This window comes from Pseudomonas sp. SDO52101_S400 (assembly GCF_054071635.1).
Window position 1 is genome coordinate 1 of the sequence record NZ_JBSVWF010000024.1, and the last position, 13412, is coordinate 13412.

Genomic DNA, 13412 nt, shown 5'->3' on the forward strand with positions numbered 1-13412 from the left:
TTTTCAGTCAGCGCAAGGTTGACTGACAGGCCGCTATCGTCGGATCGCCGCCCGGGGCAAGCTCGCTCCCACAGTCGCTTCTGATAGTTCTTCTCAATCGCTAATTTTTCCGCTTTGCATTCGTTTTATAGGGACGACGTGCCTTTGTGCTGCCAGCCTACTGATTCGGATACCAAGAAATGAATGCTGAAGACTCCTTGAAACTTGCTCGCCGGTTTATCGGGTTGCCCCTGGAAAAGCGCCAGATGTTCCTCGCGGCCCTGCACAAGGAGGGCGTGGATTTCGCCCGTTTTCCGATTCCTCAAGGGGTCGAGGCCGATGATCGGCAGGCGCTGTCCTACGCGCAGCAGCGTATGTGGTTTCTCTGGCAACTGGACCCGCACAGCGGCGCCTACAACTTGCCGGGGGCGGTGCGCCTGACGGGGCGCCTGAGCCTGACCGCGCTTGACGCGGCATTTGCCAGCCTGGTGGCACGTCACGAAACCCTGCGCACGGTGTTCCAGCGACAGGCCGACGACAGCCTGCTGCAAGTGCCGGCCGAAGCGCCGCTGGTGATTGAACACGTGGATTTCAGCGGCCTCGCCGCGCCGGAGCGCGAAGTCGCGGTGGCCGACGCCGCTCAGCAACAATCCTTGCAGCCGTTCGATCTGGCCGTTGGCCCGCTGCTGCGGGTCAAGCTGCTCAAGCTCGACGAACAGGAGCACGTGCTGCTGCTGACCTTGCACCACATCGTTTCCGATGGCTGGTCGATGAACGTGCTGATCGACGAATTCATTCGTTGCTATGACGCCCATGAAGCCGGGCAGTCGCCGCAACTGGCGCCGTTGCCGATCCAGTACAGCGACTACGCACTGTGGCAGCGCCGCTGGCTGGAAGCGGGCGAGCAGGCGCGTCAGCTCGAATACTGGCAGGCGCAACTGGGCAATGAGCATCCGGTGCTGGAGTTGCCAACCGATTACCCGCGCCCGGCGATGCCGAGCTATCGCGGTACGCGCTACGAATTCGCCATCGACGGTGCGCTCGCAGAACAACTGCGCAGCAGCGCCCAACAGCACAACATCACCCTGTTCATGTTGCTGCTCGGCGCCTTCAACGTGCTGCTTCATCGCTACACGGGGCAGTCGGACATCCGCGTCGGGGTACCGATCGCCAACCGCAACCGGGGTGAAATCGAAGGCCTGATCGGCTTCTTCGTCAACACCCAGGTGTTGCGTACCGAACTGGACGGACAGACCCGCGTCGGTGATCTGTTGCGCGCCGTCAAAGAAACTGCGCTCGGTGCCCAGGCTCACCAGGACTTGCCGTTCGAACGGCTGGTCGAAGCGCTGAAACTGGAGCGCAGCCTCAGTCACACGCCGCTGTTTCAGGTGATGTACAACCATCAGCCGCAAGTCGCCGACATCAGCACGGTGAGTACCGTTTCAGGGTTGGAACTGGGCGTCATCGAATGGCAGGGGCGCACCACCCAGTTCGATTTGACCCTGGACACCTACGAAAAGGGCGGCCGGCTGCACGCCGCGCTGACCTACGCCAACGATTTGTTCGACCCGCAGACCATCGCGCGCATGGCGCAGCACTGGCTGAATCTGCTGCGTGGCATGGTGCAGAACAGCAACCAGCGCATCAGCGATCTGCCGCTGCTGGAAGCGGCTGAATACCAACGCATGGTGTTCGACTGGAATAGCGCGCAGGCCGGCACTGTCGAGGCTTCGAGCATCCATCGTTTGATCGAGCAACAGGTTGCCGCCCAACCGGACGCGCTGGCCGTGACCTTCGGCGAGCAAGCCTTCACCTACGCCGAAATCGATGCACGGGCCAATGCACTGGCGCACAAACTGATCGAATGCGGCGTTGGCCCGGAAGTCCGGGTCGGCGTTGCCATGCAGCGTTCCGACAGCCTGCTGGTGGCATTGCTGGCGGTGCTCAAGGCCGGCGGCGCCTATGTGCCGCTGGACCCGGATTATCCGGCTGACCGCGTCGCCTACATGCTTGAAGACAGCCGTGCGCTGGTGCTGCTGACCGAGCACGATGTGGCCGAAACGCTCTCCGTCAGCGCCGACACTCAGGTGCTGTTGCTGGACCGGATCGGCGCAGAACTGGCGGCGTATCCGTCCAGTGCACCATTCACGGCGGTGACGCCGGACAACCTCGCCTACGTGATCTACACCTCCGGCTCCACCGGCAAACCGAAAGGCGTGGCCATCGCGCACCGCAACGTGCAGGCGTTGATCGACTGGTCGCGCACGGTCTACAGCCGTGATGACATTCAAGGTGTTCTGGCGTCGACGTCGGTGTGCTTCGATCTGTCGGTGTGGGAGCTGTTTGTCACCCTCGCCAATGGCGGCTCGGTGATCATCGCGCGCAACGCCCTGGAGTTGCCGCAACTGCCGGCTCGCGATCAGGTGCGGTTGATCAACACCGTGCCTTCGGCGATCAATGCCTTGCAGCGCGACGGCGCGATCCCGTCGAGCGTACGCATCATCAACCTTGCGGGTGAACCGCTGAAGCAAAGCCTGGTGGAAGCGCTGTATCAGCAGGCTAGCGTCGAACATGTCTACGACCTGTACGGCCCGTCAGAAGACACCACGTATTCGACCTGGACCCGTCGTGCGGCGGGCGGTACGCCGAGCATCGGTCGACCTCTCACCGGCACCGCGAGCTATTTGCTGGACGCCGATCTGCAACCGGTACCGCAAGGCGCGGCGGCCGAGCTGTATCTGGCGGGTGCCGGTATTACCCGTGGCTATCTGGGCCGCGCGGCGATGACCGCCGAGAAATACGTGCCCAATCCATTCGCCAGCAATGGCGAGCGTCTGTACCGCACCGGCGACCTGACCCGTTATCGGGCCGATGGCGCGCTGCAATACGTCGGCCGGATCGACCATCAGGTGAAGGTGCGCGGTTTCCGCATCGAGCTCGGCGAAATCGAAGCGCGGCTGTTGCAACAGGACTCGGTGCGCGAACTGGCGGTGCTGGCTCAGGAAGGCGCCAGCGGCCAACAATTGGTGGCCTACATCGTGCCGACCGACGCGGCGGTGCTGGACGCGGATGCCGATGCCCAGGCAAGCCTGCGCGAAACCCTGAAAGCGGCGTTGCGCCAACATTTACCGGACTACATGGTGCCGGCGTACCTGCTGTTCCTCGAACAACTGCCGCTGACACCCAACGGCAAACTCGACCGCAAGGCATTGCCGGCCGTCGATGGCAGCCAGCAACAACGCGAACACGTGGCGCCACGCAGCGCCCTGGAAAAAGCCCTGGCGGCGATCTGGCAGGACGTGTTGTCGGTTGAAAACGTCGGCCTCGAAGACAACTTCTTCGAACTGGGCGGCGACTCCATTGTGTCGATGCAAGTGGTCAGCCGCGCCCGTCAGGCCGGGATCGTGCTGAGCCCCAAAGAACTGTTCCAGCACCAGACCATCCGCAGCCTTGCGCAAGTCGCCCGTCAGGGCCAACAGACCCTGATCGATCAGGGCCCAGCTGTGGGCGCCGTGGCGCTGGCACCGGTGCAGCAGTGGTTCTTCGAGCAAGACATCCCTCAGCGTCAGCACTGGAACCAATCGCTGTTGCTGGCGGCGCAACAGCCTGTGGACGCTGCCGCGCTGGATCGTGCGCTGAGCCAGTTGCTCAACCATCACGATGCGCTGCGCCTGCGCTACGAATCGACTGCCGAGGGCTGGCAGCAGGCCTATGCCGTGCCAACCGGCGAGTCGGTGTTGTGGCAGCGCAACGCGCAATCGCTGGAAGACCTCAAGGCCTTGTGCGACGAAGCCCAGCGCAGTCTGGACCTGAGCAACGGGCCATTGTTGCGTGCGTTGCTGGTGGATCTGGCCGATGGCGGGCAGCGCTTGCTGCTGGTCGCGCATCACCTGGTGATCGACGGCGTGTCGTGGCGCGTGCTGCTGGAAGACCTGCAAGCCGCCTACACCCAGGCCCTGAGCGGCGCGGCGAGTGCCTTGCCGGGCAAGACCAGTTCGTATCAGCAGTGGGTCGCACGCCTGCAAGGGCACCTGCCGACCTTCGCTGAAAGCCTTGATTACTGGCAGGCGCAACTGCGTGACGCACCGCGTGCCGAACTGCCTTGCGAGCGTCCTGACGGCACACTGGAAAACCGTTTCGAAGACAAGGTCGAGCTCAAGCTCAGCGCCGAACAGACCCGCAAGTTGCTGCAACAGGCGCCGGCGGCCTATCGCACCCAGGTCAACGACCTGCTGCTGACCGCGCTGGCCCGCGTGGTCTGCCGCTGGAGCGGCCAGGCCAGCACCCTGATTCAACTGGAAGGTCATGGTCGCGAAGACCTGTTCGATGACATCGACCTGACTCGCACCCTTGGCTGGTTCACCAGCCTGTTTCCGGTCAATCTTCGCCCGGCGGACAACCTCGGCGCTTCGATCAAAGCCATCAAGGAACAACTGCGCGCCGTGCCGGACAAAGGCCTGAGCTACGGCGCACTGCGTTATCTGGCGGATGCGCAAACGGCAGCAGCGCTGAACAGCGACGTCAAACCGCGTATCACCTTCAACTACCTCGGCCAGTTCGACCGCCAGTTCGATGAGGCAGCCCTGTTTGTGCCGTCCGGCGAGGGTGGCGGTGCGGCGCAGGATCCTTCGGCGCCGCTGGCCAACTGGCTGACGGTCGAAGGCCAGGTGTACGGCGGCGAGCTGGCGCTGAACTGGGGCTTCAGCCGTGAGATGTTCGACACGGCGACCGTGCAGCAACTGGCGGACCAATACGCCCTTGAACTCAATGCCCTGATCGACCATTGCTGTGCGCTTGAAGCGCCGCAAGCGACACCGTCGGACTTCCCGCTGGCGCAGGTGACACAGGCGCTACTCGATGCGCTGCCGGTGCCGGCCGGTGAGCTGGACGATCTCTATCCGCTGTCGCCGATGCAGCAGGGGCTGCTGTTCCATACCCTCTACGAGCAAGCAGCGGGCGAGTACATCAACCAGATGCGCGTCGACGTTCAAGGTATCGATCCGCAACGTTTCCGCGATGCGTGGCAAGCCACCGTCGATGCCCAGGACATCCTGCGCAGCGGGTTTGTCTGGCAGGGCGAGCTGGCCGAGCCGGTGCAAATCGTCCACAAGCAGGTGCAGTTGCCGTTCACCACGCTGGACTGGCGCACCCGTGACGATCAGCCGCAAGCCCTCGCGGCGCTGGCCGATGCCGAGCGCCAACAAGGCTTCGACCTGACCTGCGCGCCGCTGCTGCGTCTGGTGCTGGTGCAGACCGGCGCCGAGCAGTGGCACCTGATCTACACCCATCACCACATCCTGATGGATGGCTGGAGCAACTCGCAGTTGCTCGGCGAAGTGCTGCAGCGCTACAGCGGGCAGATTCCGGCGAATGCCGGCGGACGCTATCGCGACTACATTGCCTGGCTGCAACGTCAGGATGCTCAACTGAGCGAAAACTTCTGGGGCGAGCAACTGGCTGCCCTGCAAGAACCGACCCGTCTGGCCCGCGTGGCCGCGACCAGCGACAGCCAGAGCGGTCACGGCGATCACTTCCAGACCCTCGACGTGGCGCACACCCGTATGCTGGAAACCTTCGCCCGCCAACAGAAAGTCACCGTCAACACCCTGATCCAGGCCGCGTGGCTGCTGTTGCTGCAACGCTACACCGGTCACGAGGCGGTGGCGTTCGGGGCCACGGTTGCCGGGCGTCCGGCGGACCTGCCGGGCATCGAACAGCAGGTCGGACTGTTCATCAATACCTTGCCGGTGATCGGTGCGCCGCGTCCCGATCAAAGCGTGGGCCACTGGCTGCAAGCCGTGCAGGCGCAAAACCTCGGCCTGCGCGATTTCGAGCACACGCCGCTGGCGGACATTCAGCGTTGGGCCGGGCAGGGCGGTGAAGCGCTGTTCGACAACATTCTGGTGTTCGAAAACTACCCGATTGCCCAGGCCCTGAAGCAAGGCGCCGATCAGGGCGTGGTGTTCGGCGAAGTCGCCAACCTGGAACAGACCCACTATGCGTTGAGCGTCGCCGTCACCCTCGGCGAACAACTGGCGCTGCACTACAGTTTCGATCGCGGCCATTTCGCCAGCGCTGCCATCGAAGGCATCAGTGCGCACTTGCTGCAATTGCTTGAGCAGTTTGCCGTGTCCGCCGAGCGCAGCCTCGGTGAAATCGCCCTGGCCGACGCTGGCGAACACGCCCGTCAACAGGCTGATAACCACCCGCAGCCGTACCCGGTGGACATCGCTGTGCACCAGCGGATCAGCGCCCTGGCCGCCGAGCGTCCGCAGCGCACCGCAGTGATTTTCAACGGTCAGCACTTCAGTTATGGCGAGATCGATCAGCGCGCCAATCAACTGGCCCACGCGCTGATTGCCCGCGGTGTCGGTGCCGAAACCCGGGTCGGCGTGGCCTTGCCGCGCAGCGAAGCGGTGATCGTCGCCTTGCTGGCCGTACTCAAGGCGGGCGGTGCCTATGTGCCGCTGGACACCAGTTATCCGCGCGAGCGTCTGGCGTACCTGATCGAGGATTCGGGGCTGGCGTTGCTGATCAGCGATTCGTCGGTGTCGGCGCAATTGCCGGTCGCCGAATCGGTGCCGGTGCTGGAACTGGATCGCCTCGACTTGCGCGAGTGGCCGATCAAGGCACCGCAGGTGCAGCTCGATCCGGACAACCTCGCCTACGTGATCTACACCTCCGGTTCCACCGGCAATCCGAAGGGTGTCAGCGTTGCCCACGGCCCGTTGGCGATGCACTGCCAGGCCATCGGTCAGCGTTATGAAATGCGTGACAGCGACTGCGAATTCCACTTCATGTCGTTCGCCTTCGACGGTGCCCACGAGCGCTGGCTGACCAGCCTGACCCACGGTGCCTCGCTGCTGATCCGCGACGACACGCTGTGGACCCCGGAACAGACTTACAACGCGATGCGCGAACACGGTGTGACCGTGGTTGCGTTCCCGCCGGTGTACTTGCAACAACTGGCCGAACATGCCGAACGCGAGGGCAACCCACCCAAGGTGCGCATCTACTGCTTCGGCGGTGACGCGGTGCCGAGCGCCAGTTTCGAACGGGTCAAACGCGCCCTCGATCCGGACTACATCATCAACGGTTACGGGCCGACCGAAACCGTGGTCACGCCGCTGATCTGGAAGGCCGGTCGCGAAGTGCCGTGCGGTGCGGCCTACGCGCCGATCGGCAGCCGTATCGGTGACCGCAGCGCGTACGTGCTCGACGCCGATCTGAACCTGTTGCCGCAAGGCATGGCTGGTGAGTTGTACCTCGGCGGCACGGGTCTGGCGCGTGGTTATCTCAACCGTCCGGGGCTGACGGCCGAGCGTTTTGTCGCGGATCCGTTCAGCCACACCGGTGGCTTGCTGTACCGCACCGGCGACCTGGTGCGCCAGCGTGCCGACGGTACGTTCGACTACCTGGATCGCATCGACAATCAGGTGAAGATCCGTGGTTTCCGGATCGAACTGGGGGAAATCGAAGCCTGCCTGCAAGCCCTCGACGGCGTGCGGGAAGCAGTGGTCGTGGCGCAGGAAGGCAGCGCCGGCAGCGGCAAGCGTCTGGTGGCCTACGTGGTCGGTGATTCGGCCCGCGAAGATTTCGCCGAAGACCTGCGTGAGCAACTCAAAGCCACACTGCCGGCGCATATGGTGCCGGCCTACGTGCTGCGTCTGGAACGCATGCCGCTGACGCCGAACGGCAAACTCGACCGCAAGAACCTGCCGAAACCGGATGTCAGCCAACTGCAACAAGCCTACGTCGCGCCGCAAACCGTGCTGGAGCAGCAACTGGCGACGATCTGGCAGGACGTGCTGAAACTTCAGCAGGTGGGTGTCAGCGACAACTTCTTTGAGTTGGGTGGTGATTCGATCATCTCGATCCAGGTGGTCAGCCGTGCGCGGCAGGCCGGGATCCGCTTCACTCCGAAAGACTTGTTCCAGCACCAGACCATCGCCGCACTGGCGGCAGTGGCCAAAGTGGGCGAACAGGCGCAAGCCATCGATCAGGGCCCGGTGACTGGCGCGCTGCCGTTGCTGGCGGTGCAACAGGCCTTCTTCGAACAGGACATCCCTGAGCGTCAGCACTGGAACCAGGCCGTGATGCTCAAGCCGACCCAGCCGTTGCAGGCGGCGGCACTGGAGCAGGCGCTGGAGGCGCTGGTCGCGCACCACGATGGCTTGCGCCTGAGTTTCGTCGAGCAGGCCGATGGCTGGCACGCCGAGTACCGTGGCATCGACAACCGCAGCGACGCTCTGCTGTGGAATGTCGATGTGGTCGATGCCGCTGCGCTGGAAGCAGTGGCCAACGAGGCGCAACGCAGCCTCGATCTGCAAGCCGGGCCGCTGCTGCGTGCAGTGCTGGCGAACCTCGACGACGGCAGCCAGCGGTTGTTGCTGGCGATCCATCACCTGGTGGTGGACGGCGTGTCGTGGCGGATTCTGTTCGATGATTTGCAAAGCGCCTACCGGCAGATCGCGGCGGGCGAGCCCCTGCAATTGCCGGCCAAAACCAGCGCTGCCAAGGCCTGGGCCGAGCACTTGCAAACCTACGCCCGCAGCAGTGAGCTGCGTTCCGAACTGGCGTACTGGCAGGAGCAGCTCCAGGGCGCCGATGTCGCGCTGCCGCTGGACAACGCCGACGGGGGGCTGCAAAACCGTCACGCGCTGACCGTGCGCACCCGCCTGGACAAGGCCCTGACCCGTCAGTTGCTGCAGGACGCTCCGGCGGCCTATCGCACTCAGGTCAATGACCTGCTGCTGACCGCACTGGCCCGCGTGATGGTGCGCTGGACCGGCGCCGACAGTGCGCTGATTCAACTCGAAGGCCATGGCCGTGAAGAGCTGTTCGACAGCATCGACCTGACCCGTACCGTGGGCTGGTTCACCACCGTGTACCCGGCCAGACTGACGCCGGTTGCAGAGCTTGGCGCGTCGCTGAAACAGATCAAGGAACAACTGCGAGCGATCCCCAACAAGGGCATCGGTTTTGGAGCGCTGGCGTATCTGGGCGAGGAGGCTGATCGCGTTGCTCTCGCGCAGCTGCCGGTACCGCGCCTGACCTTCAACTACCTGGGCCAGTTCGACGGCAGCTTCGACGCCGCCGATGGCGCGCTGTTCGTACCGTCCAGCGAAGCGGCGGGCGATGAGCTGGATGCCAATGCGCCGCTGGCCAACCAGTTGGCGCTCAACGGCCAGGTGTATGGCGGCGAACTGAACCTGGGCTGGACGTTCAGCCACGAGATGTTCGATGAAGCAACGATTCAGCGTCTGGCCGATGATTACGCCCAGGAACTGCAAGCGCTGATCGCGCACTGCTGCCAGGCCGAGCATCACGGTGTCACGCCGTCGGACTTCCCGCTGGCACGCTTGAGCCAGGCTCAACTGGACGGCTTGCCGCTGGCGCCGCAATTGATCGAAGACGTTTACCCGCTGTCGCCGATGCAGCAGGGCATGCTGTTCCACGCGGTGTATGAAGAGTCCACCGGCAACTACATCAACCAGATGCGCCTGGACGTCGAAGGCCTCGATCCCGAGCGTTTCCATCAGGCCTGGCAGGCCGCCGTCGATGCGCACGACATTCTGCGTACGCGGTTCGTCTGGCAGGGCGAGCTGGATGCGCCGGTGCAAGTGGTCAGCAAGCACGCGCAAATGCCTTACAGCCTGCACGATTGGCGTGCACAACCGCATCTGGAAGACGCGTTGCAGACTCTGGCCGACGCCGAGCGTCAGAGCCTGGACCTGAATGCATCGACCCTGCTGCGTCTGGTGATCGTGCGTATCGATGACCAGCGTCATCACTTGATCTACACCAACCACCACATCCTGATGGATGGCTGGAGCAACTCGCAGTTGCTCGGCGAAGTGCTGCAACGCTACAGCGGCAAGTTCAGTGCGACACACGCGGGTCGCTACGGCGATTACATCGGCTGGTTGCAGCGTCAGGATGCGGCGGCGAGCGAAGCGTTCTGGCTGCCGGCGTTGCGCACGCTGGACGAGCCGACGCGCCTGGCTCACGCCATCGCCCGGCCGAAAGATGCACCGGCGGTGCAAGGCTACGGCGACCATTATCGCGTGCTGGACAGCGAGCAAACTGCGCGTCTGGGTGAGTTTGCCCGTGCCTCCAAAGTCACCGTCAACACCCTCGTCCAGGCGGCATGGCTGCTGGTGCTGCAACGCTACACCGGCAAGGCCAGCGTCGCGTTCGGCGCCACCGTGGCGGGGCGTCCGGCGGACTTGCCGGGGATCGAGCAACAGATCGGTCTGTTCATCAACACCTTGCCGGTGATCGCCAGCCCACGGCCCGAGCAATCGCTCGGCAGCTGGTTGCAAGCGGTGCAGGCGCAAAACCTCGCGCTGCGCGAGTTCGAACACACCGCGCTGTTCGATATCCAGCGCTGGGCCGGGCAGGGCGGTGAAGCGCTGTTCGACAACATTCTGGTGTTCGAAAACTACCCGATTGCCCAGGCGCTGGAGCAGGGTGCTCCGCAAGGTCTGCGCTTCGGCCCGGTGGCCAACCACGAACAGACCAACTACCCGCTGACCCTGGGCGTAAGCCTGGAAGGCACGCTGGAAGTGCATTACAGCTTTGACCGCGAGCACTTTGCCGACGCCACCGTCGAGCAACTGGGCGCTCAGTTGAACCACGTGCTGATGCAGATGGCCGCCGGTTCCGACCAACGTTGCCTGGGCGACCTGCAACTGCTCGACGCGGCTGCACGGGAGCTGGCGCTCAATGATTGGGGCTATTGCGCAGGGCACTACCCAACTGCGCTGCACGTGCATCAATTGTTCGAACAGCAAGTGCAAAGGGCGCCGGATCGGGTCGCGCTGTACTTTGCCGATCAGCGTCTGACCTACGCCGAACTCAACCAGCAGGCCAACCGCCTGGCGCACACCTTGCGTCAGCGCGGCGTCGGTCCTGACGTGCTGGTGGGGATCGCGGTCGAGCGTTCGCTGGAGATGATCATCAGCCTGCTGGCGGTGCTCAAGGCCGGCGGCGCGTACGTGCCGCTGGACCCGCAATACCCGAGTGATCGCCTGACCTGCATGATCGAAGACAGCGGTCTGCTGCTGTTGCTGAGCCAGAGCCATTTGCTGGAGCGTCTGCCGCAGGTTGCAGGCGTCGAGGTGCTGTGTGTTGATCGTCAACCGGAGCAGCTCGAAAGCGCTGATCTGCCGAACCTGACCCAGGCCGATAACCTCGCGTACGTGATGTTCACCTCGGGCTCCACCGGACGTCCGAAAGGCGTGGGGATCAATCAGGCCTCGCTGACCAAGCACGCCTACGTGACCGTGGACCTGATGGCGTTGACCGCCCGGGACTGCGTGCTGCAATTCTCGACGTTCAACTTCGACGGTTTCGTCGAGCAGCTGTACCCGGCGCTGATTACCGGTGCTTCGGTTGTGCTGCGCGGCACCGAGATATGGGACAGCGAAACCCTTTACCGCGAGATGCTCGACAAGCGCATCAGCGTGATCGACCTGACCACCGCCTATTGGGGCATGCTGGCCAAGGACTTCGCCGAAGTCGGCCCGCGTGACTACGGCGTGCTGCGTCAGGTGCATGCCGGCGGTGAAGCGATGCCGCCCGAAGGCATGGCGGCCTGGAACAAGGCCGGTCTGGCCCACGTTCGTTTGCTCAACACCTACGGCCCGACCGAAGCCACCGTGACCGCCACGTCGCTGGACTGCGGCGACTACGTGACCGGTGCCGAGCCGACGCCATCGACCTTGCCGATCGGTTCGGCGTTGCCGGGCCGTTCCATCTACCTGCTGGATATCGCGGGCCAACTGGTGCCGGTGGGCGCGGTGGGCGAGCTGATGATCGGCGGCGAATTGCTCGCTCGCGGTTATTTCAACCGTCCGGACCTGAGTGCCGAGCGCTTCATGCCGGACCCGTTCTCGGTGCAGCCGGGGGCACGTCTGTATCGCACCGGTGACCTGGCGCGGTTCCGTGCCGACGGGGTGATCGAGTACATCGGTCGTGTCGACCATCAGGTGAAGATTCGCGGTTTCCGTATCGAACTGGGTGAAATCGAAGCGCGTCTGCTGGATGCCCGGACCGTCCGCGAAACGCTGGTGATGGCGGTGGCCGGGCCGAGCGGTCAGCAACTGGTGGCTTACGTGGTGCCGAGCAACGCCGAACCGGTCATGGCCGACAGCGATCTGCAAAACGAACTGCGCCGTGCATTGCGCGAGCAGCTTCAGCAAACCCTGCCGGACTACATGGTGCCGACGCACCTGTTGTTCCTGGCGAAAATGCCGCTGTCGCCCAACGGCAAACTTGATCGTCATGCGTTGCCGAAACCCGATGCGGCGCAAGCGCAGCAGGATTATCTGCCCGCTACCAATGCCGCCGAGCAAACGCTGGTGGACATCTGGCAAGCGGTGCTGGGCCTGGCGCAAATTGGTGTGACCGACAACTTCTTCGAGCTGGGCGGTGACTCGATCGTCTCGATTCAAGTGGTCAGCCGCGCCCGTCAGGCCGGGATTCATTTCAGTCCGAAAGACCTGTTCCAGCACCAGACCATTCAAGGTCTGGCCAGTGTCGCGCGGGTCGGCGAGGGCGGTTTTGTCATCGACCAGTCGCCGGTCACCGGTGCATCGCTGTTGCTGCCGGCGCAGTTGCAGTTCTTCGAAGAAGGCGTGGCCGAGCCGCATCACTGGAACCAGTCGGTGCTGCTCAACACCTCGCAGACCCTGGACGCCGGGCATCTGAAAGCCGCCCTCGATGCGTTGATCGAACACCACGACGCGCTACGCTTGTCGTTTGCGTCTGTCGACGGTCAATGGATCGCGCAACACCGTGCAGTCGGCGAGCAGGCGGATGATCTGCTGTGGCAATCCCGGGTTGCTGATGCCGCCGAACTCGAAGCGCTGGGCCTTGAAGCACAGCGCAGCCTCGCCCTTGGCGGCCCGTTGTTGCGTGCCGTGCTGGCGACGCTGGCGGACGGCACTCAGCGGCTGTTGCTGGTGATTCATCACCTGGTGGTCGACGGCGTTTCGTGGCGTGTTCTGCTGGAAGACCTGCAAGGGCTTTACCAGCAAATCAGCAACGCTCAGGCGGTGAAACTGCCGGCCCGGACCAGCGCGTTCAAAACCTGGGCCGAGCGCCTGCAGGCTTATGCGAGCAGTGAAGCGCTGCTGGCCGAGCAACCTTACTGGCTCGAACAGCTGCAAAACGTGTCCAGCCAGTTGCCGATGGATCACGCCGACGGCAGCTTGCAGAGCCGTCATGAACACACGGTGCAGACCCGACTCGGTGCGGATCTGACCCGGCAACTGCTGCATGACGCGCCAGCAGCCTACCGCACCCAGGTCAACGACCTGTTGCTGACGGCACTGGCACGGGTGATCAGCCGTTGGACCGGCGAGGATTCCACGCTGATTCAGCTCGAAGGTCATGGCCGCGAAGACTTGTTCGCAGATATCGACCTG

1 protein-coding gene (running past one end of the window) is annotated in these 13412 nt (G+C 63.8%); it reads left to right on the top strand.

Annotated features, from left to right (window positions below; translation table 11 throughout):
- The first annotated feature begins 179 nt into the window (after window positions 1–179).
- On the top strand, window positions 180–13412 hold the 5' portion of the coding sequence (locus ACW9HX_RS14115; RefSeq protein WP_457381075.1) for a non-ribosomal peptide synthase/polyketide synthase. It continues 3732 nt past the right edge of the window; 13233 of the gene's 16965 nt are visible here — the first part of the coding sequence; it begins with the start codon at window positions 180–182; its stop codon lies off the right edge, out of view.